Genomic DNA, 25,289 nt, shown 5'->3' with positions numbered 1-25,289 from the left:
GGCATGTCGGGTAAAATTGGCGTCTATTTTGACCAGCAGAACATTGGCGGCGGGCTTGATCTGACCGCTCTGGCCGAGCAGACGAGCCAGAAGTGGGGCGGTCTTGTGCCTGTGGTCAAGGTTGTTCCTGTGCTGGCCCTGGCCGTAAGCGAAATCAAGGCCGACATCGAGGCGCAAGAGCTGGACGGCGTACTGCTGTGCGGCGCTTCTCCGCGCGTTGATTCGGAAATCTACCGCCTGCCCGTGCAGGTGGAATTTGTAAACCTGCGCGAACAGTGCGTGCAGGCCTATAAAAATCCTGACAAAACCCCCGTGGACACAGCCAGCGGCGCGCCGGAGCTTCTGGCGATCATGGCCCGAGACTATGTGAACATGGGTGTGGTTAAACTGCAAAAGAGCGAAGTGCCCGATTCTGCCGCCGTTACCGGCGTGCAGCGCGTGCTGGTTATCGGTGGTGGCTGGACGGGTCTTACCGCCGCCGCAGAGGCTGCCGAAACCGGGTATGAAGTTGTGCTGGTTGAAAAAGCCGACAAGCTCGGCGGCGCAGCCAACAACATTCCCATGGGTTCGCCCCTTGCTTCGCCCTGGACTGACAAGCAGCCCACCAACGTGGCCGACAAGATCAGCAAGGTGCTTGGCAACAGCAAGATTGCGGTGCACATGAACACCCGCATGGAAAAGTTGGAAGGTCAGCCCGGCGAGTTCAAGGCCACCTTTGTGACCCCTGCTGGCTCGCAGACCATCGACGTGGGCGCAGTGGTGCTGGCTACCGGTTGGGTTCCGCTTGACCAGCAGTACCTCGCCTCCATGGGCCTTGGGCAGAGCACCAAGGTTGTGGACGCCGCCACCTTTGGCAAAATGCTGGTAGCCGATCAGGTGAGCGCCCGCCGCATCGCCTTTGTGCTCGACACCACCATTGCCGAAGAAGCTGTCAAGAAGGCTGCCGAAGAAGCTGCTGCCGCTCCTGCGGAAGAAGCCGCCAAGCCTGCCGAAGGCGAAGAAAAGGGTTTTGTGAAAGCGAACCTCGAAAGCTTCCGCCATGTTGCCTACTCCAACGCGGTCAACAGCGTGGGTATGCTTCGCCTTGCCAACACGGTTTGCGAAAAGACCAACGACACCTGTCAGACCTTTATCCTGTACAAGGATATGACCGTCCCCGGCATTCTGGAACGCTTCTACAAGAAGATGCAGGAGCGCCTGGGCGTCATGATGACCAAGGCCGACGTGACCGAAATCCGCGAAGCTGGCGACCACATGGTTGTGAGCTGCAAAAATACCCTGCTGGGTATGGATTTTGACCTCGACGTTGACCTGGTTGTTGTGCCCACGGGCCTTGTGCCCACCACGGCCAAAGACGTCACTGTCTGCTTTGACTATCGCCAGGGCCCGGACTTCCCGGATCTGAACCTGTTTGATGGTTTTGCGGATTCGAACTACATCTGCTTCCCCTACGAAACGCGCCGTACCGGCGTGTACGCAGCGGGTTGCGTGCGTCAGCCCCTGACCATGGACGCCTGCGAAGAAGACGCCAAGGGCGCTGTGCTCAAGGCCATGCAGTGCATTGAGGCTGCCAGCCACGGCGTTGCTGTGCACCCCCGTTCGGGCGACCTTTCCTATCCCGTGTTCAACTTTGTGCGCTGCACCCAGTGCAAGCGCTGCACGGAAGAATGCCCCTTCGGCGCTCTGGACGATGACGAAAAGGGAACGCCCAAGCCCAACCCGGCTCGCTGCCGCCGTTGCGGCACCTGTTTCGGCGCCTGCCCGGAACGCGTTATCTCCTTCGCCAACTACAATATCGACCAGATCGGCTCCATGATCCGCGAAGTTCAGGTTCCCAAGGACTTCAAGGCCGACGGTCCCCGCGTGCTGATTCTGGCCTGCGAAAACGACGCGTACCCCGCCCTTGACATGGCCGGTGCACGCAACAAGCCCTGGAGCCCCTACTGCCGCATCATTCCGGTGCGCTGCCTTGGCTCGGTCAACGCCATCTGGGTGTCTGACGCCATGAGCAAGGGCTACGACGGTGTTATGCTGCTGGGCTGCAAATATGGCGACGACTACCAGTGCCACTTTGTGAAGGGCTCTGAAATCTGCGCCCGCCGTAAGGAAAACATCGCCGAGACGCTCAATCGCCTTGGCGTGCAGCCCGAACGCGTGGAACAGCTTGAAGTGGCCATTGACGAATACGACAAGGTTCCCGACCTGATCGACGGTTTCGTTGACCGTATCATGGCCATGGGCCCCAACCCGTTCAAGGGCATGTAGGAGGAAGGCAGCAATGGCACAATGTTCAATCAAACCTGATATGGAGTTTGTCAGGGCACTGGAAGAATCTGGGGGTGAATCCCTCAAGAAGTGCTACCAGTGCGCCACCTGCTCCGTGGCCTGCCCCCTCGCCCCGGCCAATGCGCCTTATCCGCGCAAGGAAATGGTCTGGGCTTCCTGGGGCCTCAAAGACAAGCTTCGCGCCGACGTTGACCTGTGGCTCTGCCACAACTGCGGCAACTGCTCTGACCTTTGCCCACGCGGCGCAAAGCCTGCCGACCTCATGGGCGCGGCACGCAACGTCATTTACCGCGAACTGACCGAACCCACCTGCGTGGGCAAGCTCATGAGCAAGCCTTCTGGCCTGCCTGTGCTGTTTGCCATCCCCGCAGTGCTGTGGCTCTTTGTGTGGTGGATCCGTGCCGGCTTCAACGGCGGCCAGTGGTTCCCCCGCGCTGCCGATGGCCGCATCGTTTTCGGTCAGGTGTTCTACGGCGACTACACCATCGACCCCATTTTCATGGTCACCTTCTTCGGCGCTGCCTTTATCATCGCCCGGGGTGTCATGAAACTGTGGGCCATGTTCAAGCCTGAAGGCTCTGTGGCCGTTATTGGCAAGCAAAAGTGCTGGATCTGGCATTTGTGGGACGTGCTGTGGGATGAAGCTATCACCCACCGCAAGTTTGACGACTGCGAAGACGGCCCCGCCACCGGCTCCGATACCCCCAACCGCAAGTTTGGTCACATGCTGCTGGTTTACAGCTTTGCCATACTGGCCTTTGTAACGGCTGTGGTTGCTGTGGGTCACTGGGGCGGCAAGGTTATTCCGCTCATCCACATTGAAACGCCCATGTCGCTGACCTTCCCCGTGAAGATACTGGCCAACCTGGGCGCCCTGATGCTGCTGGCCGGTCTCGCCATCCTCACGGTTCGCCGTGTGATGCTGAATCCCAAGTTCCAGGGTTCCAGCTGGTACGACTGGTATCTGCTGGGCATCATCTGGCTGGTGGCCGTAACCGGTGTGCTGTCGCAGTGCTTCCGCCTGGCGGACGCCATTGTGCCCGCTTTCCTGGTGTACTACCTGCACCTGGTATTTGTGTGGATGCTTTTCGCTTACCTGCCCTGGTCTAAACTTGGCCACTTCGTGTACCGCACGGCGGCCCTTGTTTACGCCCGCATGTACGGCAGAAGCTAACGGCGTTGGCCCCCGGCTGCGTGCTGGGGGCCGCCCTTGAAGTTGCGCACAGTTCCCCGTGAGCTTTTACTGAAAAATTACGATCTCCGAGGAGGAGGCCGCCATGTCTGATACATCTCGTAAAGTTTTTCCCGTGGAGTCCGTGCTTGCCCTGGTCGTGGGCAAGGAGGGCGTAGACGTCAAGGAAATCGCCGGTTTCGTTGCCGGTCGTTCCGTTGCCTGTGACACCTGCGCCAAGGCTGTGGGCCCCTTTGCCGCCGCCTGGCTGGCTCGCTGGTACCCCAAATTTGCCGACCTGAACTGGGTTGAAGGCCAGTCCTGGGAAGCCTTTGTCAACACCGGCCGCAGCGTGCTGGGTGACAATGTTTCCCTTACCTGCATGGACGGTCTTACCAAGACCCTGTGCGACAAGGTACTGACCTACCTTGGCGATACCTACGCCAGCATGGCCGCTCAGACCGCCGCTGCCGCTGCTCTTGAAGAACGCGTGCGTGCTCTTGAACCCGCTGAAGCCCGCGCCGCCGCTCTTTCCAAGAAGGTTGACGAACTCGAAGCCAAGATCAAGACCATGAACACCGATATGGGCGGCCTGCGCAAGCAGGTGGCCGAATTCCAGGGCAAGGTCGCCATCAACCATGACGAACTGATGATGAACATCAAGGACGCCATTAAAGACGGCCTTAAGGGCATGGTCGTGGGCGGCGTTGCCGCTGGTGCTGCCGCTGCTGGCGATGATGCCGCACCTGCTGCCGAAGAAAACGCCGTGCCGGACGATTTCGGCTTTGGTTCCTCTGGCGCCAACAACGACGGTTTCGGTTTCTAAAACTCGGCTTGACTGCATGAGTGCCCAGGGTTTTGCCTTGGGCGCTCAGCCAAATAAAAAACCCGCCTTCTGGCGGGTTTTTTATTTGCTATGTTCAGCCATGGTATGCGTTTCGGCGGTCAGCGCCCAAACAGTTCACCAGCGTTCGGGCATGGAGTGGGGCGGCAGCGCATTTTCAGCCTGGTCGCCAAGTTTTTCGCGAAGCTGCCTGATTACAGAGGTGGCGTCGGCAAATTCCTTTTCCAGCTTGTCCAGCTGTTTTTGCTGGGCGGTCAGGGCCGCATCAAGTTCCTTGAGCCGCTCCTCCTGAAAAAAAGTCAGCTCTTCCAGCCGGGTCAGTCTGTCTTCGCTTGAAGTACCGATTGGGGACATGGTTGCCTCCTCATGGAAAGCATTGGAAAATGTTAGGAGCGCCGTCCGCCGTTGCGCCCGCCTGTTCTATCGGGCTGGCCGCCGCGTCCTCTGGAGGTGCGGTCGTCAGAGTCTGGTCTTGTCTTCCGGTTATTCAGAGGTCCTGCTGGCCTTTCCTGCCTGCGTTGGCCCCCTGCCGGGCGGTCATCACCACGCCCCGCTGAGGGGGCGTTTCTACGGCCCGGATCTCTTTGGCCTGAATTGCGCGGATCAGACCCACGAGAACCGGCCTCTTCCTGTCCCGGTTTTCTGCTGGCGGGGCGGGCACGGTCCTGCCCTCTGCTGTCTGCTGCGCCACCACGAGTGCGCGGCCGCGACGGGGCCTCATCGTCCTGCGTACTGGGCATGAGAATGTAATGCTGCCGCATGCGTTGCGCATCGGTGCGGGCCACATAGATGGGTTCGCCCGTCTCGTCGCGCCCACAGTAAAACATTGCCGTGGCGATTGTGCCGGGTGTGGGAATGAAACACTGCGTCTGCTGGGGATTCCAGTGCCGTTGCCGCAGCCAGCGCGAAAGAGTGCGCATGTCTTCATCGCTGCAGCCGGGAAAACCGCTCATGAGGTAGGGTACAACGTATTGCTCACGCCCGGCGGCGCGGCTCTGGCGTACGAAGCTATCCAGAAAAACCTCAAAAACGTCCAGCGAAGGCTTGCGCATGAGTTCAAGCACAGATGGGGCGCAGTGTTCTGGTGCCACCTTGAGCTGGCCGCCCGTAAACTCGCCAGTATATGCCGCAAGAGCATCTGCATCGCGCAGCGCCAGATCGGCGCGCACGCCGCTGGCCACGCGGGCCTGTTTGACCTCTGGCAGGGCCGCAACCTTGCGCAGCAATTCCACATGTCTGCGTTGTGGCGTGATAAACGACTTGCACACAGAGGGAAAACAGCAGCTTGCTCTGCGGCAGGCGCTTTTGCCCCGTATACTGCCGCCTTCATCATGCTGGGCGGTGCGTGCGTCGAGGGCGCAATGCCCCTGCCACATGTTGGCAGTGGGGCCGCCCACGTCTGAAATTGCCACCGGCCCCTTGCCCCGGGCCACGTTCTGTTGGCCCAGCAAACTGGCTTCTGCAAGGATGGACTGCTCGGAGCGCGAGCTGATGCGCCTGCCCTGATGCAGGGCCAACGAGCAGAACGAGCAGCCGCCGCCACAACCCCGGTGACTGGTGATGCTGGTACGCATCATCTCAGCCGCGGGTATTGCTTCCTTGTAGCGCGGGTGGGCCTGCCGGGTGAAGGGCAGGGTGTAGAGATCGTCCATTTCTTCCGTGCTCAGTGGCGGGGCTGGCCGGGCCAGCACAACGGCGCGGTCGCCCACAGGCTCAAAGGCCCAGGCGTCGAGCCGGTGCACCTGCCGTTCCAGTTCCTGCGTCAGTTTGAGCAGCTGAAAAGAATCGGCGAGAATTTCATCGTGCGAGGGCAGGGCTATCCAGGGGTCACCCTCAAGAGCGGCGGGCAGATTTGCCGGATGCCCGGAAGCGTCGAGCTTGTCCATCCATGCGGTGCCGGGAATGCCGCGCAGGTCTTCGCCTTTGTGCAGGCGTTGGGCGCATTCGATAATGGCTTTTTCGCCCATGCCCCAGATAAGCAGATCGGCCTTTGCATCCATAAGAATGGGTTTGCGTAGCGAGTCTGTCCAGAAATCGTAGTGCGAAACACGGCGCAGGCTGGCCTCTATGCCGCCAAGAATGACCGGCAGACCGGGAAAAGCCCGCCGCGCAAGGTTGGCGTAGACCAGACAGGCCCGGTTGGGCCGCGCTCCGGCCTTGCCGCCAGGGGTGTAGGCATCGTCGTGCCGCTTTTTGCGAAAGGCCGTGTAGTGCGCCAGCAGTGAGTCAAGCGCGCCAGCGCTGACACCGGCAAAAAGGCGGGGTCGTCCCATAACCAGCAGGTCGTCAGGATTTTCCCAGTTGGGCTGTGCCACAATGCCGGTGCGAAAACCGTGGCGGATAAGCCAGCGGGCCAGAAGCACGTTGCCAAACGAGGGGTGGTCAACGTAAGCATCCCCGTTGATGAGCAGCACATCCAGCTCGTTCCAGCCTAGCGTGCGCATTTCTTCCATGCTCATGGGCACGAAGCGCGGCTGCCGCAGGGCTCCTTCGGCTGTGCTGGAAGACTCGGTATCGTCCGCCCAAACGTTATTGTTCGAGCCTTGCTTGCGCTGGGGCTGCGTGCGAGAACCCTCGCGCAGCAGGTCAGGAAAATGAGGTTTGCGCGCGGCGGGTTTGCTGTCTGTCGTCTGGGTATTCGGTCTGGCATTGGCAGGCTTGCGGCGCGGCGCATCTTTACGCGAATTGGCTGACGCGTCAGAAGAAAATGGAGCGGCAGCCGTTTTGGAACTGTCGGGCTGCCGCTCGAAAGCAGGGCCGCTCTGGCTGTCGGTTTGACGCCAGGGCTGCGGAAATGAAGGGGAACGTTTATTTGCCATTGGGAGGAGTCACCAGGGGCATATCGGCACTGCCGGGCGCAGGCATCATGGAATTGCCGGGCATGGAGCCCTGGCCGCCCATCATGTTGCCCATGCTGCCGCCCATATGGCCGGAAGAATGGTTGCTCACAAATTCATCCCACTCGGAGCGGTCGATGGCTTTGTCGCCGTTTTTATCAATAACGGCAAAGGCTTCTTCGCGCATATTGGGAAAATACGCCTTGAATTCCTCGTAGGTGACCTTACCGTCCTTGTTGGCATCCATCAGCGCAAATTTATCAACCTTGGCACCATCGGCGGTGGGATTGGCCTGAGCTGATACGGCCCAAAGGCAGAGCACGGCGGCAATGGCTATGTGCAGAAGCTTCATGTGGGATCTCCTTATGGTTTGAGGCAGCAAGACAGACAATGCCCTGCCCGCTGCAATGCATACATAAAGCCTTGCGCCAGATGGGCAAGGCCACAACCCAAGATTGGGCTAATCCTTTCTGAATTCGAGACCTAGCTTTTCCATGCGGTCTATGCACTGGGTCAGGTTGTCGGGCTGGCCGGGCTTGTGGTCGTCGGGATAAAGCAGGGCAGACATATAAAAAACCGAGTTCAGACGCAAAGACATTCTCGCACTTGCCGAAAAGCCTTCTAGGGCCAGTGCGTAATTAAAGCGCGCTTCGCCGGGCAGAGGTTCAAGCAGGGGCTTGGCGTCATCAGCCATGGCGGCCAGCAGCTCTGCCTTGCGGTGCATGAGTTCATTATGGCCGGGGGTATCCCCCGCGTCAAGGCGGGCCAGAGCCTGCGCTTCAGTTGTCATCACTTCCGCATGGCGATTGCGCAGCCAGGTAATCAGGCTTGTCAGGGGCTGTTCGTTGGTGTTGGCGCTCACGGGAATCTCCTTGCTGGGTTCGGCACGCTTTGGTGCACTGCGTGCGTGATGTTTAAAATGATACAGTTCAAAGAAGAAGGCAACGCCGTAACCCCATTTTGCCGCGCGGATATGGGCGGTAATTGACAGCTGTGGGCGTTTGGGAGAACAGTTATACTGGTTCCCCCCTCACTGTGGTTGAGCGTTGTGGAGGGTCATATGGGTATGTCACTTAGAGCCAAACTGGCGAGCGGTTTTGGCGTAATTTTGCTGATTTTTGCCATTACAGGCACAGTGGCCATGCTGGCCATGCGCGCGCAGCGTGAAACGCTGAGTATGATAGGCAGGCATGAGCTGCCCACCATCAACCTGCTGCACGAAGCATCGCTCGGTATGCAGCTGTACCGCAAGGCCGAAAAAGACATTTTGCTCAATCTGGGCGACGCCAAGGCGCTCAAGGGGTATATGGGCAAGCTTGGCGACATTGCAGACGATCTCAAGGAAACCCTGCGCAAACTGCAAGATTCGCTGCGGGGCAATCCGCAGGCAGGGGCCAAGGCTGAAGGGCTTGCACAGGAATCCCTGCGTGCCTTTGCGGCCTACGATGACGTGGTGCGTCGCACCTCAGCCGAGCTGGCCTCCGGATCAAGCCGCTTTGACGCCGCGCAGGCCAATGCCTTTTACACTACCTACAAAGACAACGTGCACACCACGGAAAAAAATCTGGAAACACTGGAAGCCCAGTTCATGGATCGGGTTGTTGCCAGCCAGCGTGAACTGGCCGAGCAGACCCGCGGCACGGAAAAGCTGCTGCTGATTTCCATTTGCGGCAGTGTGCTGTGCGGCGCGGGCATCGGGCTGCTGGTGCTGCTTTCCATAACCCGGCCTCTGGGTCGTGTGGTGGGGTTGGCGCGGGCTGTGGCCGCTGGCGATCTGGAGGCCAGGGCAAGCGGCAGCTACAGCGCAGAAATGGCTGTGCTGCGCGACAGTATCGAAGCAATGGTGGGCACACTTAAAGCCAAGATCGCCGAAGCCGAAGGTCGCAGCGCCGAAGCAGCAGAAGAAGGCAAGCGAGCACGGCAGGCTGCGGAAGAGGCACAGGCCGCCAAGGCCGCCGCAGAGCGCGCAAAGGCCGAGGGCATGATAGAAGCCGCAGGCCAGCTTGAACGCACGGTAGAAGGCATTTCTGCGGTCACAGATGCTATATCTTCGCAGGTGAGGCAGGCCAGCACGGGTGCAGAGCGGCAGTCTGTGCGCGTGGCCGAGGCCGCAACAGCCATAGAGCAGATGAACGCCACAGTGCTTGAAGTGGCGCAAAACGCAGCCAATACGGCCCACAGCACCGAGGCGGCGCGCGGCAGGGCCAGCGAAGGCTCTGTCGGTATGCGGCAGGTGGTGGACGGCATGGACGAAGTGCGCCGCGTGTCTGCCGAGCTCAAGGATTCCATGGATTCGCTGGGTGGCATGGTGAACAACATCGGGCAGATCATGTCTGTTATTTCCGACATTGCCGACCAGACAAACCTGCTGGCCCTCAATGCCGCCATTGAGGCGGCGCGCGCGGGTGAAGCAGGACGCGGCTTTGCCGTGGTGGCCGACGAAGTGCGCAAACTGGCCGAAAAGACCATGGGCGCAACCCGCGAAGTGGGCGAAGCTGTGACCGGCATTCAGAACGGCACGCGGGTGAACGTGGCCAACATGGAACGCGCCCTTGGTGCGGTGGAGCACACTACAGAGCTGGCCGCGCGCTGCGGTGAAGTCTTGCAGGAAATTGTGAGCATGGTGGACAGCGCCAGCGATCAGGTGCGGGCCATTGCCACGGCCAGCGAAGAGCAGTCGGCCACGTCTGAAGAAATTACCCGAGGTGTGGACGAAATAAACGGTATTTCGCGCGATACGGCGCAGGCCATGGCCAGTTCTGCCAAGGCGGTGGAGCAGCTTGTGAGCGAAGCCAATGACCTCAAGGCGCTGGTGAACAGGATGAAGTCTGGCGCGTAGCCGCAAGACAGGCAGACCCGTAAAGTGGGTGTGGTATCAAAAAAACAAGCCCGGCCAAAAGCCGGGCTTGTTGCGTATATCTGCGGGTTAATCCCAGTGACGCTTGTCTTCGATGGGCCTGATCTGCGGGGGCAGGCTGCCGGGAGCCAGCACGCGCAGTTCGGGGCGCAGTTTGATCTTTTCGCGGAACTGGTGCAGCAGCTCTTCTTCGCGCTTGAAACCGCTGGTTTCCACAAACAGGGTCATTTCATCGATGCCGCCGGGGTTGGTGACTTCGATCTGCCAACGCTTGATTTCTTCAAAGCGGCTCATGACCTGTTCAACCTGGTGCGGGTACACAAACATGCCCATGATGCGGGCGGTAGTATCCACGCGGCCCACAATGCTGCCAAGGCGCGGGCTGGTACGGCCGCAGGCGCAGGGGCTGCGGTCGATGTACGAAAGGTCGCCCGTGGCAAGGCGGATCAGCGGGTAGGTCTTGTTGAAGGCCGTAACCACGATTTCGCCCACTTCGCCGTCCTTCAGCGGGATACCCGTGTCGGGATGGCAGATTTCCACATAGCAGCGGTTGGCGATGTGCAGGCCAGTTTTGTGGAAGCATTCGTAACCGATGCAGCCCACGTCGGCCGTGCCGTAGCCCTGACGCATGACGAGGTCGTACTTTTTTTCCATCTGCGAGCGCATCTTTTCAGACAGGCGTTCGCCGGTGACAAAGGCCACTTCGAGGAAAAGATCCTTGCGCAGGTTAAGGCCTTTTTCTTCGGCCTTCTGGGCAAGGTGCATGAGAAAGCTGGGAGTGCCCACATAGCCGGAGACGCGCAGCTTCTGCATGATGTCGAGCTGGGTGGCGGCGTCGGTGGGGCCGGCGGGAATAACCGCGCAGCCCAGATTGCGCAGCGGCTCTTCAAACATGAGGCCAGCGGGCGTCAACTGGTAGTTGAACGTGTTCTGCACGGCGTCGCCGGGACGGAAGCCAACGGAATAGAAGGCTTCGGTATAGCCCCAGTAGTCTTCTCCACGGTCTTCGGGATCGAAAATGGGCCCAGGCGACAAAAAGATGCGCTTGAGTTCGCCGATATCCTTGGTGAGCAGACCGCCCAGGCGCGGCCCCATGGACTGAAGGAAGATAAGTTCTTTCTTCTTCAGGATGGGAATGTGTTTTATATCGGTAAGAGTCTTGAATTTCTCCACATTAAACTGCGCACGGTCGAAGCGCTTTTTAACGTCTTCTGAATAGCGGTAGGCGTAGGAGAGCAAATCTTTGAGCTGAATAAGGCAGTACTGGCGGCGCTCACTCTCATCCAGTACTTCACGGCGGCTGTATATGCCTTCTGTGCGGTCTTTACGGGTCATACCTACTCCATGGGGCGCGGTTGATTTTGCAATTGGTGAACATAGACACTCCATTTGCAAAACGCAAGCTTTTTTTTAAAAATTCAAGTATCTCAGCATGTTATATATAAAATTTTTCATGGCAATTTGCGCTGTTTTCGCGACCTTTCATTTTTGCAGTTGCTCTGCACTGGCTGACGCATCGGGATCATTGCCTTTGTTGTCGTTTTTTGCAGTTGCGCCAGCAAGAGCAATGCAGCGGGCGCGCAGACTGTCGTACACCGGTTCAGAGTGCAGGGCGTTGGCAGTAAAAGCGGCAATGTAGGCCGTAAGCACCACAGCAGGCATGTTGTGGAACGAGCCAGTCATCTCGAGCAGCAAAAAAGCGCCGGTCAGGGGCGCGCGCACCGAGCCCGCAAAAAGCCCGGTCATGCCGAGAGTAAGTACTGTGGCTGTCTGCTCTGCACTTATGACATCTGCGGCCAGCAGGCCAGAGGCCATGCACGCCCCGCCAGTGGAGCCCATGAGAAGCACGGGCATGAGCAGGCCGCCAGACACGCCAGAGGCAAAGCTTATCCACGAAAAGGCCATCTTTACCGCCAGCAGGCCAAACAGACCCAGCAGGGGCAGGGGCAGCTGCTCAAGCTGCAAGGTGCTGATGCCAAAGCCCACCAGCACCTGCGGGCAAAGGTAGAGCAGCGCGCCAGCCGCCATGAAGGGCAACAGCGCGCGCAGAGGGCGGGGCATGAGGGGGCTGCTGTCGGCCCAGAGCGTGAGGCGCAGCAGCACAAGATTATAAAAAGCTCCCAGTACGCCCATGAGCACCCCGGCAGCGGGAATGACCCACCACTGCGTCCAGTGGATGAAGGGCTGCTCCGCAAAGGGAAACACAAGGCCGAACCCAAAAACGACCTGTACCACAAACCATGCGGAAAGCGCGCACACGCCCGTAAACAGCAGCATGGGGGCGCTGAGGATGGTTTTCATTTCTTCAAAGGCAAAGAACATGCCCGCGATTGGCGCGCCAAAGGCCGCTGTCAGACCGGCCACGCAGCCGCCCACAAGGTAGCGGGGCAGGCTTTGCTCATTGCGTTCGCCCCACAGATTCCCGACGCCTGCGCCCACTGCCGCGCCCATCATAATGGACGGCCCTTCGCGGCCAACGGAAAGCCCGCCGCTGAGCGAAACCAGGGTTCCCGCGAACTTGCACAGTAATACGCGCAGCCAGTTCATGCGCATTTGCCCGCGCACCATAAGCTCTATCTGCGGAATACCGCTGCCGCTCACAAGGGGCTCGATGCGCAGAGCCAGCAGGGCCAGCAGGCCAAGAACGGCCAGCCCGCCAAAAAGGCAGGCCGCCACGGCGGGATCATAAATATTGTGGCGGTGTACTGCCTGCACGAGGGCTTCGTTGATATGGTCGTAGCTGAAGCGAAACAGGCCTATGACACCGCCGGTAATGCCGCCAGTGGCCATGGCCTGCAAAATAACGCGCTTGACGCCGATGCTGCGCAGGGCATCAAGATCGCGCAGCGTTGGAGGAATGGGGCTGAAAAAAGGCACGGTGAATCCTTGATTGTTGGCTGTTGACGGGGCCAAGTATGGCCGGAAGGGGTGCGCTTTTCAACCCATTGTAAAAAAAACTCAAAAAAAAGCTTGCCAAAGGCAACACAACTAGATAGAAGACTTTTCCAGCCGCTGTGAAAGAGCAAACGCTCTGGCGGCAAGCCCTAATGGGCCGAGGTAGCTCAGTTGGTAGAGCAGGGGACTGAAAATCCCCGTGTCGGCAGTTCAATTCTGTCCCTCGGCACCATATAGATTTCAAGGACTTATGCAGTATATGCATGAGTCCTTTTTTATTATTACCTCGTCAGTATTGCATTCCTCTTTCTGTTCCCATTGTATTTCCTGTCCATGTGACGCAAGCTTTGTCTGCCCGTAACGCAGCCGTCACCAGCCTGGGAGAGCTTTAGCACATTGCAGAGCCCGCAGGCAGTCTTGCGTGATTTTGGGGAAGGCTGGCCGATGTCATGGGCTTTTTACCGTGTGCTTTCATGCAGGAGGTTCGGTTCATGGCCCAGTTTCGTTGGCACAATGCCGCGCGCGCGGTGTTTATTCTCTGCGTCATGCTGTTTGGTTTTATGGGTGTTGCCCAGGCGGGGCAGGCCAAGTACGTTATTCTGCTCATAGGCGACGGCATGGGCATGGCCCAGCGCAATGCGGCCGAGCTGTATCTGGCCGCGCAAAAGGGCGATACCACCCCCGGCATCGTCAAGCTCAACATGAGCCAGCTGCCCGTGCAGGGCGCTACCACCACCTATTCCATCGATTCGCTCATCACCGATTCTGCCGCCGCCGGTACGGCCATGGCCTGTGGCGTCAAAACCACCAACCGTGGCCTTGGTGTGGACGGCAAGAACGTACCTGTGGTTTCCATTGCCGAGATGGCTCGTGACAGCGGCATGAAGGTGGGCATTGTGACCAGCGTTTCGCTCGATCACGCCACCCCCGGTTCGTTTTACGCCCATCAGCCCAGCCGCAAAAATTATTACGAAATCGGCCTTGAACTGGCCGCCAGCCGCATGGACTATTTTGCTGGCGGCGGTTTTCTTGATCCTTCGGGCAAGAAGTCCAAGATGGAGGGCGACAAACGCAACGTGCTCGACGCCATACGCACCAGCGGATTCCACTACGTAAACAGCGCCCAGGATTTTCGCGCCCTCAAGCCCGGCAAGGAGCGCGTGGTTTTCGTCAATCCGCGCCTGCAGGACGAAGAGGCCATGACCTACGCCATGGACGCGGCGGCGGGCGATGTTTCGCTGGCCGAGATGGCGCGCAAGGGTTTTGAACTGCTCGACAACCCCAAGGGCTTTTTCATGATGGTCGAAGGCGGCAAGGTTGACTGGGCCTGCCATGCCAACGATGCCGTAAGCTCCATCACCGACGTGCTGGCCTTTGACTCCGCCGTGGCCGAGGCCATGCGCTTTATGGCAAAACATCCCGATGAAACTCTGGTCATCGTTACGGGCGACCACGAAACCGGTGGCATGTCCATTGGTTTTGCGGGCACAAAGTACGATTCGTACCACACCCGTCTGAAAAACCAGAAAATTTCCTACGTGGCCTTTGACGAAAAGTTCAGCGCATTCCGCAAGGCGCATCCTCAGGCCAGACTTGAGGACGTGTTGCCCATGGTTAAAGAAAATTTTGGTCTTGTTGTGCTGCCTGAAGCCGAAGCCGCAGCCCTGCCCAAGGAAGGCGAAGCCGCAGGCATGGTGCTGAAGCCCTACGAGGTTGAAGAACTGCGCGCCGCCTTTGAGCGCAGCATGCAGGGCGGTGAACGCAAGAACCAGAGCGATCAGGACTACCTGCTGTACGGCGAATACGAGCCCTTTACCGTTACCCTCACCCACCTGCTCAACCAGAAGTCGGGCATCGCCTGGACAACGTATTCGCATACCGGCGTGCCGGTGCTGACCTCTGCCGGTGGAGTGGGTGCAGAACGTTTTGGCGGTTTTTACGACAATACAGACATTTTTTCGCGCATGGCTGAAGTCATGGGGCTGAAAAAAGCCGCTGCTGCGGTATCCGGCTCAGCCTCAGGGGTTGGTGTTTTGACTCAGGCCGCCAACTAGCCAGGGCAGGTAAAATGTTCGCGGGTCGGGCGGCGGGGCAATGCCTGCCGCTCGGCCTGTTTTTTGTGGTTACAAAAAAGAAGTGTGCAATGGGGTAAGCCATGCGGCAGCATGATGAAAAAAATACCTTGTCGGGCTCCGTAACAGATGAGAGCAGGGCCGGGCAGCCAGCTGCGGGTGCAGTGGAGCAGCAGACGCAGAGACTGATGGCAGAGGCGCACAGGCCCCTGCGGTCAACCCGGCGTGACACCCTGCTGTGCACGGTGCTGGCGCTGGCCTGTATTGCACTCTATCTGCTGCCCACGGGTTTTGAAAACCGCCTGCCCGCAAACGCGGTGCGCTGCCGTGCCACGGTGCTGAGCGTGGACAACGAGCGGGTGCACCAGTATGGCATTGTGCGCATGGGTACGCAGTATGTGACCATGCGCGCGCTGGATGGCCCCTATGCCGGGCAAACCTGGCAGGCTGGCAATGACCTTGTGGGCAAGATGGAGCTGGATAAAGTATTTGCCCCCGGTGACACAGCCTTGCTGGTGCTTACCCTGCGTGACGGCAAGGTGGCCGACGCCGTGGCGCAGGATCATTACCGGCTGCACACCCAGGCCGTGGCCTTTGGCATATTCGCCCTGTTGCTGCTGGTTTTTGCAGGGGTAACCGGGCTGAAGGCGCTGCTTTCTTTTGTGTTTTCTGCCCTGATGATCTGGAAGGCGCTGGTTCCCGCACTGCTGCGCGATGTGGATCCCATTTTGCTGGGGCTGGGCGTGACCACGGCCATCACCGGGGCTACCATTTTGCTGGTGGGCGGCATGAACCGACGAGGGGTAGCCGCGTGGCTGGGCTCGCTGCTGGGCATTGCCACCACCTGTGCGCTGGCCCTGATTTTTGCGGGGCCATTTCAGCTGCACGGCGCTGTGCGGCCCTATGCGGAAACCGTGCTCTATTCCGGTTATCCGCACCTCAACATGACGCGCATCTTTCTTGCCAGCATATTCATGGCTTCTTCTGGCGCGCTGATGGATCTTGCCATGGATGTGGCTGCCAGCATGGCCGAGCTGGCGGCGCAAAGCCCCGGCATTTCGCGGCGGGCTGCGCTGGCCTCGGGCCTGCGGGTGGGCCGCGCCGTGGTGGGAACCATGACCACAACCCTGCTGCTGGCCTATTCCGGCGGCTACATCGCCACCCTCATGCTGTTCATGGCGCAGGGTATTCCGCTGGAAAACGCCCTCAACCTGCCCTTTGTTTCCGCAGAAATAATGAACACCCTGGTGGGCAGCATCGGCCTTGTGACGGTAGCGCCCTTTACCGCGCTTACAGGCACGTGGCTGCTGATCCGGCCAGAGGCTGCGGGGCCAGCGCATGCGCGAGAGCCCGCCAATGCCGCCGGGGCAGCGAGTGGCGGCAACAATGATGCGCCATAGGGAGCGTAGTAGTCGGGCTGGCTGTTTCTAGGTTTGTGAGTGTTGCCCGCTCTTGCTGCACCAGCGCGCAACCATGTCGGCGAGAGCCTGCGGGTCGATGGGTTTGGAAATGTGGTCGTCCATACCTGCCTTGAGGCATTTTTCCCTGTCGCCCACCATGCCGTGGGCCGTAAGGGCGATAATGGGCAGCCCGCGCAACAGGGGGTTGGCCCGCACAAGGCGTGTGGCTTCGTAGCCGTCCATTTCTGGCATCTGAATATCCATGAAAACAGCGGCATAATCATTGAGCGCAAGCATTTCCAGGGCCATGCGGCCATTGTCGGCAATATCAACGGCAAGGCCCATGCTCTCAAGCAGTTCCTTGGCCACAAGCTGGTTGATTTCATTGTCTTCGGCCAGCAGCACGCGCTGGTTTTCAACCCCGGATACAGGCAGGAAGGGCACGTTTTCGTCGGGCTGGCGAATATCGGGCCGCTGCCTTTTGCTCTGTGCCGCTTCCTGAATGGTTTGCAGCAGCATTGTTCTGCTCAGGGGCTTGGCAACCACCTGCTTGATGCCCGCAGCGTTGGCCTGTGCGGTAAATTCGTCCATGTCCGGCATGCTGGCCATGATAATGACAGGCGCGCCCGCGCCATCAAGATTTTGCAACCAGCTTGCCTTTTGCAGGCTTTTTTCGTTGGGGCGTATCCAGTCGATCAGTATTGCCTCAAAAGGATCATTTGCCGCAGCGGCGGCCTGCAGCAGACGCGCGGCATCGTCGCCGTCAATTTCTTCGGTATTCCTCATGCCAAGGCCGGTAAGTGTTTTGCAAAGCTTTTCGCGGGCAGACTGCGAGCGGCTGAGCACCAGCACCCGCATGTCAGAGAGCGCCAGCAGCTCTGTCATGACGCTGTGGCCCGCCTGCGGCAGCTCAAAAGGCACGGTGAAATAGAATGTGCTGCCCTGGTTGAGAGTACTCTCTACAAAGATACTGCCGCCCATTATCTCCACAAGTTTTTTGGAGATGGAAAGCCCAAGGCCCGTACCGCCAAACCGCCGTGTGGTAGACATGTCGGCCTGCGAAAATGCGTGGAAGAGCTTTTCCATCTGTTCTTCGGTCATGCCCACGCCGGTATCACTCACGCTGAAAAGCAGGGTCATCCTGTTGTTTACGGTAGACTGATGCCGCACACGCACCACAACTTCGCCCTGATCCGTAAACTTGATGGCATTGCCAACCAGGTTTATGAGCACCTGCCCAAGACGCAAGGGATCGCCCACAAGGGTAAAGGGAACATCAGGCTCCACATCCAGCTGCAGTTCAACCTTGCCGTCGGCCAGCTTCACGGCATCCAGGCTGGCAAGCCCCTGCAGCACTTCATCCAGCTCGAAATCAACCTGCTCAATGTCCATGCGCCCGGCTTCGATCTTCGAAAAGTCCAGAATATCATTGATGATATGCAGCAGCGATTTGGCAGAATTCTTGATGCTGTTCAGGTAGCCGTGCTGCTTGTTGGTCAGCTCTGTCTGCAGGGCAAGATATGACATGCCTATGATGGCGTTCATGGGGGTACGGATTTCATGGCTCATGTTTGCCAGAAATTCGCTCTTGGCACGGTTGGCTTCTTCTGCAGCCAGGGCCGCCCGCTGCATGACCTTTTGGCTTTCCACCAGATCGGTCACATCGCGGCAGTCTTCAATAACCCCAAGCATTTCGCCCTCGGGTGACAGAAAGGGCGTTGCCACAATATCGCAGTACCGTTCGTCGCCGTCCTTGCGGCGGTGCATGGTTGTTTCTGCGGCCTTGGGCTGGCCATTGAGCACGCGCGTCACCGCGCACGAGGGGCATTTTTCCTTGTCGTGGGTGTATTCCGAGCAGCGTGAGCCAATGACATCTTCGCGCGTATAGCCGTGCAGTTTCAGGTAGGCATCGTTGGCCTGCAAAACCGTTCGGTTGGTATCGAGCACGCGCATGGCGCTGCCAGCTGCGTTGAATATCTGGGCCATTTCTGTCTGGGTGCGCAGGGCCTGCCGCTCTGCCGTGCGCCGCTCCGTAATGTCTGTACCCGTGACAACAATGCCGGAAATATTGCCTTCATCGTCCTTGAGGGGAACCTTGCAGATGTCGATATCGCGCAGCTCGCCCATTGCATTGTGATAGGCCACCTGCTCTGTAAGCGGTTCCCCGGTGCCAAGCACGATGATGTCGGAACGTGTCGCCTCTGCGGCAATTTCAGGGCGTAGAATATCCTCGTTGCGTTTGCCAAGAATGGAATCGGCCGTGCGGCCGATAAACAGCTCAAATTGCCTGTTTGCAAGAATAAACCGGCCATCTGCATCAACCAGCGCAACCATGCTTGGCTGGTTGTCCATTACGGCCTTGAGCTGGCGCTCGCGCTGGCGCAGAGCTGTAAGGGCCTTTTGTGTGGCCTGGCTCTGGCGGGCCAGCCGACGGTTGGCAACCAGTATGACGGCAAGCAGGCTGGCAGCCAGCAAACCCAAAATGCCCCCCACCTGCTTGATGCGTTCCCAGTCCACATTGGTTTCAATGCGCAGGGTCGTCCAGCGCTGGGCCATCTCCATGAGGTTGGCATAGGGAATGTTTTCAAGGGTTTTTTCAAAAATGCTTCGCAATTCGGGCCAGTCGGCTCGAATGGCAATCTGGGCGGCATAACGCAGGTCGGGCAGGCGGGTGTGGCGCAGGTCGTCATGCGTGCCGTTGGTCATGGCATAGCCCACAGATACGGAAGGCCCCACAATGGCATCGTATCGGCCAAGACGCAGGCCGCTAAACGCTTCGTCCATATTCTGCACAGGCACAACAACCAGCGATGGAATCATCCTTTCCATCTGGGCCAAAAGGTCTGGATATGCCAGAACTGCCACTGTTTTTTTGGCCAGATCGCGGGGGCGGATAACGGAAAAACTGGCAGTGGACTTGGTGACCACATCAAGCGGCAGATAAAACAGCAGGCTGCTCAGAGGCGGGGTATCCTGTGGCACCGTGAGCTTTTCGCTAAAGGGCACCATGTCCACGTACTGTGCGGCCAGCGCCGACCCAAGATCCCGGCCGCTGCCGGTATGGTGCAACTGCACGTCCACGCCAAGGATGTCGGCCACTGCCCGCAGAATATCAGCACCAATACCGTCAAACCGGCCCTGATTGTTGATGAAGGCCAGGGGGGCGGCATCTTTTAGAATGCCTATTTTCCACTGTGAATGGGCTTCCAGCCATTGTCTTTCCTGACGGGTGAGGTTCAGGGGGCGGCGCATTTTATCAATTTCGCGCAGCATGGGTACTCTGATCCAGTATTCTTCAATGGCAATGAGTTCCGCACGCGAAATCTGCGACAGTCCCCGCTCCACAAGCGCCATCATTTCCGTATTGCCCTTGGATACGGCGGGGCGAATATCATCTTCATACAGGCGCACTGGTTCTGTGGAAAATTTTTCGTGGAGGCCGAGCCGGTCAATGGCATTGAGCACAGCCAGGGGTGGGCCCACCACGCCCTGTGCCTGCCCTCCGGCCACCGCCAGCACCATGTCTTTGAACGAGGTAAACGACAGCAGGTGCAGGTTGGGGTAGTGGGTACGCAGGTAGGTCTCTATCTGCGAACCCCTGAGCACTGAAATTGTGGACGAAGCCATGCGCTCAAGGTCTGCGTTGATACCCGAGGCCGTAATCAGAACTATGCGCGAGGGATAGAGCGGGGGGCCAAATTCCATAAACTGCGAGCGGTGCGCGGTACGGAAAAGCCCGCTATGGATGTTGGCCTGTCCGGACCGGATGTCGCTGATGGTATCTGCCCAGTCGCCCATGCGAAACTTGACTTCTCGGCCAGTTTTTTCGCCCCACAGGCGCCATATTTCCACCAGCATGCCCGAAGGCTCGCCAAACATGGATGCAAATGAATATGGTTCGTTGTCACGGGGAAGGGTGATGATGACAGGAGGCGGGGAGTCGGAAGCAAGGGCCGGTGCTGGAGGAGCGGCAGCTGCATAGGTTGCAAGTGCTATAAGTAAAAAGATTCCAGCGAAAAGGCCGCGCATAGATTTCCTGCAATCTGTTAGAGTGGCTTGGTTGAGGCCCCTCAGGCGTTGCTAAAAGAGATTGTCTTCAATAATGCAGCGTTCGTAGCGAAAGTACCTCGCAGTTTAATGCAGTGAAAGAAGAGCTGTGTCAATGGCTTGTCCGGCCCAAGCGCAAGCCTGAACCGGACAAGCCATAGTTGTTTTGGTGTTGTTAACCCTGATTTTTCATTTCAGAAATCAGATTTTGCAGTACTTTTGACTGCTGGGCAAGTTCTGAAACGGCGCTGGAAGCCTGTTCCATGGCTTGTGCAGTTTCAGAAGAAATTGCAGAAACCTGCTCGACAGAACGGTTGATTTCTTCACTGGCTGCAGATTGCTGTTCACTTGCGGTTGCTATTGACTGAACCTGATCATTTACCTGTTCAACAAGGGAAACAATCTGCTGCAAGGCTTCGCCGGACCGTATGGAGAGATCGGTGGCGCTTTCAATATTTACAGCGGCCTTATCCACGTTGGCAATGTTCTTGCGTGTGCCTTCCTGAATATCGCGTATGGCTTGTCCCACTTCCTGGGTGGCAGACATGGTCTTTTCGGCCAGCTTGCGCACTTCGTCGGCCACCACCGCAAAACCTCGCCCGGCATCGCCAGCGCGGGCCGCTTCGATGGCGGCGTTGAGGGCGAGCAGGTTGGTCTGGTCGGCGATGTCGGCAATAACGTTCATGACCTGGCCAATGCCTTCGGCCTGCTTGCCAAGAGCGTTCATGTCTTCCTTGATGGCCATGGACTGGGTGCGCACGGTTTCGATGCCCTTGACCGCGTCATTCACGATGGTGGAACCCTCAAGAGCCTTTTGTCTGGTCTGGATTGAAGCGTCGGCGGCCTGCTGTGCGTTGCGGGCCACTTCAAGTACTGTGGCATTCATTTCTTCCATGGCAGTGGCTGTTTCGCGCACGCGACCCGACTGTTCGTCCGCGCCGCGGCTCGACTGCGCAATCTGGCTCGAAAGCTGCTGCGAGGCCGAGGTGACAATTTCTACCACGCCTTCAAGCTGGCCAGCCGCATGCAGCATGCCCTCGGCTTTGGCGCGTTCGGCCTGCGCTCTGGCGGTATGGGCTTCCTGTGTGGCTGCCTGTGCTTCGACCATGGCCTTTTGGGCTTCTTCGCCCTTGCCATGGGCTTCTGCAATCATGGCCTGCAGGTTTGAAACCATGGTGCGCAGCGAGTCGGCCAGCACGCCTATTTCGTCTTGCTGGTTCACCATCAGCTGGCGGCTGAAATCGCCAGCGGCGACGCTTTCGGCAAAGTCCTTGGCACTGACGATCGGGCGGGTAATGGAACCTGCAAAGACCCACAGGCACACAATGCCCAGAAGGGCCACGCCCACGCCCACCATAATCTGGTTAAAGGCATCGTTTTTGGCGCGATCAGCCAGCTGGTGTTCCAGGGCATCGGCGTCTGCCAGCACCACATCGCGTGGCAGTTTTACAAGCACAGACCAAAACTTGCCGGAACGGCCAAGTTTTACGGGGGCATAGGCAATAATGGATTTGCCGCCGTCGTCCAGGCCAGCGAAAGCCTTGCCCTCGCGGATGTTGGGCATGACTTTGTCTGCATTGGGCATGGCATTGGTCAGAGCCTTGCCCACCATGGCGGCATCGCCGCTGTTGGCTACGATGAGCCCGTCGTAGCTGACGATGAGTACTTCGCCCTTGCCATTGTATATTTTGGCATCAACGTCTTCAGCCATCTTCTGCAAAAATGTGAGGCGCAGGTCTGTACCGGAAACACCAAGAAACTTGTTATTGTTGTCCTTGACGGGGGCGGAGAGGGTGGTCAGCCATTCGGTCTTGCCCTGCACTATGTAGGGGAATGGATCAAGTACGCTTTCCTTGCCGGTTTCCTTGGGGCCAAGATACCAGCCGCCCTTGCGCACGCCGTTGGGATGCTTGGCCTGGCTTTCATATTCCACCAGTGCCTGTCGGTTGATCTTGCCCGATGCGTCGCGGTTCCAGTAAGTGATAAAGCGGCCAGATGCGTCGTGGGCTTCCGTATTGGCGTACTGGGCATCATTGCCGTCAAGCGCGTTGGGTTCCCAGGCAGAGTACGAACCCAGATAGGTGGGGTTGTTTTCCAGATTGGCGCGCAGGATTTTGGTGAACAGCTCGCGCAGGTGGTCGCTCTCTATGTTGGCGCGCAACACTTCAAAAATTTTGCCAGTGGTACGGGCCGTATCGATATTGTCCTGCAGAGCGGTTTCCACCACGGTTGCCCGGTCAGAAACAAGCGATTCAAGCGCTGAAACGGCATTCGTTTCAAGTAGATGCGAAACCTGGCTGGAAACAAAGCTTTTGGTGTTGCTTGTGGCGTACACCCCGTAGGCAACAAGCGCGGCAGCAGTAAAAATAAGGCCAAGGCCCGCAGCCAGTGCAATTTTTTGTTTGATGGATCGCATGTTTCCCCCAGGTTGTTTCTTTGTGCACGACTATATTTGTAGATTTTTACCTGCGTTGTGTGAATTGAAATTCAATGTTACTTTTATTGTTCGTTCAATCAGTCTTGTTTCATTATATATCGGTTAAAAATTGGATCAGATTAGGTTGTATTTCAAGTTTATAAATATTAAAACAAATTAACTACAGTGTACAATGCATATTTATAATTAAAAATTTATCTAACAAATAATCACGAATATTTACAGGTACGTGAAAAAAACTTTCGTTGCATACAGCGTGGATAGATCTCCATCAAATGCGTGCTCATTCCTTGGTGGATTTGAATGTCAGTCTGCTGCCCAGGTAAAAAAGCCAGAAAATGGAATCCGTATGTATGTTGTGCTGTAGGGTAGTGCAGACAAAAAAAGTGCCGACAGAGTCGGCACTTGATATTTTGTGGGGTTAGTTCTGTCAGCGACAGGGCGTGATGAACTTCTTATGCTGCTTCGCCCTGGGCCTTCATTTCGGTGATCAGCTTGTTCAGTATCTGCGACTGTTCCAGCAGGTCGGACACTGCACGCGATGCCTGTTCCATGGCCTGTGCCGTTTCAGCCGAAATGGTCGCCACCTGCTCCACAGACTGGTTGATCTCTTCGCTGGCGGCAGACTGTTCTTCGCTGGCGGTGGCGATAGACTGCACCTGATCGTTCACGTGCTCCACAAAGGTAAGAATCTGCTGCAACGATTCACCAGAGCGCACCGAAAGGTTTGTGGCACTCTCGATGGAAGCCGCAGACTTGTCCACATTGGCGATGTTTTTACGTGTGCCTTCCTGAATGTCGCGTATGGCCTGACCCACTTCCTGGGTGGCAGACATGGTCTTTTCGGCCAGTTTGCGCACCTCGTCGGCCACCACCGCAAAGCCTCGCCCGGCATCACCCGCGCGGGCGGCTTCGATGGCGGCGTTGAGGGCCAGCAGGTTTGTCTGGTCGGCGATGTCGGCGATAACGTTCATGACCTGACCAATACCTTCGGCCTGCTTGCCCAGGGCGTTCATGTCTTCCTTGATGGCCATGGACTGGGTGCGCACTGTTTCAATGCCCTTGACCGCGTCATTCACAATGGCCACGCCGTCTACGGCCTGCTTCTTGGTGTGGTTGGAGGCGTCCGCAGCTTGCTGTGCGTTTTTGGAAACCTCAAGCACTGTGGCGTTCATTTCTTCCATGGCAGTGGCTGTTTCGCGCACACGGCTTGACTGCTCGTCTGCGCCACGGCTCGACTGCTCGATCTGGGCAGAGAGCTGCTCCGAAGCCGTATTTATGATGTTTACAACGCTTTCAAGCTGGCGGGCGGCCTGAAGCATACCCTCGGCCTTGGCGCGTTCGGCCTGCTTGCGTGCGGCCTCTGCCTCAAGAGTGGCCTGCTGGGCCTTTCTGGATTCTTCCTCTGCTTCAACGCCTTTTTGTTCAGCCTCGCCTATCTTGCTTTTGAGGGTAGCCACCATGCCCTTCATGGCGCCGAACACGCCAACTTCTGGTCGGGTAGGATCAAACCGTGCTTCCAGGTCTCCCCCGGCTATGGCAAGAGCCAGCTGAGAAAGTGAAGCGGGTTCGTCACCAAGCTGGCGCAGCATGCTGCGGGCCATCAAAAAGCCCAGCCCCAGGCCGATGAGCACGGAGGCCAGTATGCCCAGAATGGTGACCAGACGCGACCTTTCGTACATGCGTGTGCTGCTTTCGTTGAGCTGGTCGGCACGCATGAGCTTGAAGTCCACCACTTTCTGTATGTCCTGAGCCAATGTGCCCAGGGCTTGTCGCGCGTCAGTTGTGGAGAGCTTTTGCGCCTGTTCGTTGAGGGCTGCATCAGTAGTTTTGCCAAGCACCACGACTTTTTCATGCAGGGCAAGCCAGGCCTGGGCAGATTTTGTTACGTTGTTGCACAGCGTTTTGCCTTCGCCAGACTGAAAGAAAATGGGCAGTTCTTGCAGCATGGTGTCAAATTTTTTGCGTTCAACTGCAAGAATGTCAATATAACGCTGAATTTCATCCTGGTCATTGGAGATTATGATGTTTTTTTCTTCACGAAGAATTCTGAGAGCACTGATATTAAGCGCTCTAGAAGCATCAAGCCCTTTTACATGAATCGTGTAAAGAACGTCGATATCGTCTGAAAGTTTACCAAGACTGGTTACTGAATACGCGCCAACAGCAATGGTAAAGAGTGAAAGAATCAAGGACAGGCCAAAGAGTTTTTGCATGGTCGAGATCTTGATCATATACACCTCCACACGGTGTGCCGGCGGTTGCTGGTGAAAATAGCATCGGATAAATTGCTTTTTGTCAGGCTGGTTGCATGCTCTTTCGGCGATTATGGTATTTATAATAGATCAATTTACTAAAAAATAACTGCCAGTAAACAATATTGTATGTTGTATTTAATTATTTGCTAATTAATTAGTATTTGTTTTTTTGCGTAGTTATTGAT

15 protein-coding genes and 1 tRNA gene are annotated in these 25,289 nt (G+C 57.6%); 7 read left to right on the top strand and 9 right to left on the bottom strand.

Features of this window, described 5'->3' with window-relative positions:
- Positions 1-3 precede the first annotated feature (3 nt).
- The 3 genes from F8N36_RS14980 to F8N36_RS14970 all read left to right on the top strand — a co-directional run bounded on the left by F8N36_RS14980 (position 4) and on the right by F8N36_RS14970 (position 4,283).
- Positions 4-2,265, top strand: a complete 2,262-nt coding sequence (locus F8N36_RS14980) for an FAD-dependent oxidoreductase (protein WP_291333718.1) — start codon at positions 4-6, stop codon at positions 2,263-2,265.
- A gap of 13 nt (positions 2,266-2,278) precedes the next feature.
- Entirely contained in the window at positions 2,279-3,460 is a 1,182-nt protein-coding gene (gene qmoC, locus F8N36_RS14975; protein WP_291333717.1) for a quinone-interacting membrane-bound oxidoreductase complex subunit QmoC, read from the top strand.
- A gap of 103 nt (positions 3,461-3,563) precedes the next feature.
- A complete protein-coding gene (locus F8N36_RS14970) occupies positions 3,564-4,283 on the top strand; it encodes a hypothetical protein (RefSeq protein WP_291333714.1) in 720 nt (239 codons plus the stop codon).
- 135 nt (positions 4,284-4,418) lie between these two features.
- Here F8N36_RS14970 and F8N36_RS14965 read toward each other — a convergent pair whose 3' ends face one another.
- The 4 genes from F8N36_RS14965 to F8N36_RS14950 form a co-directional block, all read right to left on the bottom strand.
- Complete coding sequence (locus tag F8N36_RS14965; RefSeq protein ID WP_291333713.1) at positions 4,419-4,655, bottom strand: SlyX family protein; 237 nt, start codon at positions 4,653-4,655, stop codon at positions 4,419-4,421.
- Between the two features lie 32 nt (positions 4,656-4,687).
- Complete coding sequence (locus F8N36_RS14960; RefSeq protein WP_291333888.1) at positions 4,688-6,760, bottom strand: YgiQ family radical SAM protein; 2,073 nt, start codon at positions 6,758-6,760, stop codon at positions 4,688-4,690.
- A 349-nt stretch (positions 6,761-7,109) separates the two neighbouring features.
- Positions 7,110-7,490 (bottom strand): EF-hand domain-containing protein, encoded by a 381-nt coding sequence (locus tag F8N36_RS14955; protein ID WP_291333711.1) that lies wholly within the window; start codon positions 7,488-7,490, stop codon positions 7,110-7,112.
- A 108-nt stretch (positions 7,491-7,598) separates the two neighbouring features.
- Positions 7,599-8,000, bottom strand: coding sequence for a hypothetical protein (locus tag F8N36_RS14950; protein WP_291333709.1), 402 nt, complete (start codon positions 7,998-8,000; stop codon positions 7,599-7,601).
- A 198-nt stretch (positions 8,001-8,198) separates the two neighbouring features.
- On the opposite strand from F8N36_RS14950, the gene F8N36_RS14945 reads away from it, so the two are divergent.
- Entirely contained in the window at positions 8,199-9,977 is a 1,779-nt protein-coding gene (locus F8N36_RS14945) for a methyl-accepting chemotaxis protein (RefSeq protein WP_291333707.1), read from the top strand.
- Positions 9,978-10,064: 87 nt separating this feature from the next.
- On the opposite strand, the gene F8N36_RS14940 is transcribed toward F8N36_RS14945, so the two are convergent.
- Together F8N36_RS14940 and F8N36_RS14935 are read right to left on the bottom strand one after the other, a co-directional pair.
- Positions 10,065-11,330, bottom strand: coding sequence for an AMP-binding protein (locus F8N36_RS14940; RefSeq protein WP_022659670.1), 1,266 nt, complete (start codon positions 11,328-11,330; stop codon positions 10,065-10,067).
- A gap of 147 nt (positions 11,331-11,477) precedes the next feature.
- Positions 11,478-12,872, bottom strand: a complete 1,395-nt coding sequence (locus tag F8N36_RS14935) for a chloride channel protein (protein ID WP_291333704.1) — start codon at positions 12,870-12,872, stop codon at positions 11,478-11,480.
- A 174-nt stretch (positions 12,873-13,046) separates the two neighbouring features.
- On the opposite strand from F8N36_RS14935, the gene F8N36_RS14930 reads away from it, so the two are divergent.
- The 3 genes from F8N36_RS14930 (at position 13,047) to F8N36_RS14920 (ending at position 16,362) form a co-directional block, all read left to right on the top strand.
- Positions 13,047-13,122, top strand: a tRNA-Phe gene (locus tag F8N36_RS14930).
- A gap of 259 nt (positions 13,123-13,381) precedes the next feature.
- Positions 13,382-14,944 carry an alkaline phosphatase gene (locus F8N36_RS14925; protein WP_291333703.1) on the top strand — a complete coding sequence of 521 codons (1,563 nt, stop codon included), beginning with the start codon at positions 13,382-13,384 and terminating at the stop codon, positions 14,942-14,944.
- A gap of 101 nt (positions 14,945-15,045) precedes the next feature.
- A complete protein-coding gene (locus F8N36_RS14920) occupies positions 15,046-16,362 on the top strand; it encodes a YibE/F family protein (protein ID WP_366247061.1) in 1,317 nt (438 codons plus the stop codon).
- A 27-nt stretch (positions 16,363-16,389) separates the two neighbouring features.
- On the opposite strand, the gene F8N36_RS14915 is transcribed toward F8N36_RS14920, so the two are convergent.
- The 3 genes from F8N36_RS14915 to F8N36_RS14905 form a co-directional block, all read right to left on the bottom strand.
- Positions 16,390-20,391, bottom strand: a complete 4,002-nt coding sequence (locus F8N36_RS14915; RefSeq protein WP_291333702.1) for a transporter substrate-binding domain-containing protein — start codon at positions 20,389-20,391, stop codon at positions 16,390-16,392.
- A 193-nt stretch (positions 20,392-20,584) separates the two neighbouring features.
- Positions 20,585-22,825, bottom strand: a complete 2,241-nt coding sequence (locus tag F8N36_RS14910) for a methyl-accepting chemotaxis protein (protein WP_291333701.1) — start codon at positions 22,823-22,825, stop codon at positions 20,585-20,587.
- 476 nt (positions 22,826-23,301) lie between these two features.
- Positions 23,302-25,080 carry a methyl-accepting chemotaxis protein gene (locus F8N36_RS14905; protein WP_291333700.1) on the bottom strand — a complete coding sequence of 593 codons (1,779 nt, stop codon included), beginning with the start codon at positions 25,078-25,080 and terminating at the stop codon, positions 23,302-23,304.
- Between the last annotated feature and the right edge of the window lie 209 nt (positions 25,081-25,289).

Source organism: Desulfovibrio sp., from assembly GCF_009712225.1.
GTDB lineage: Bacteria > Desulfobacterota > Desulfovibrionia > Desulfovibrionales > Desulfovibrionaceae > Desulfovibrio.
This window is presented reverse-complemented; position numbering and strand designations above follow the sequence as displayed.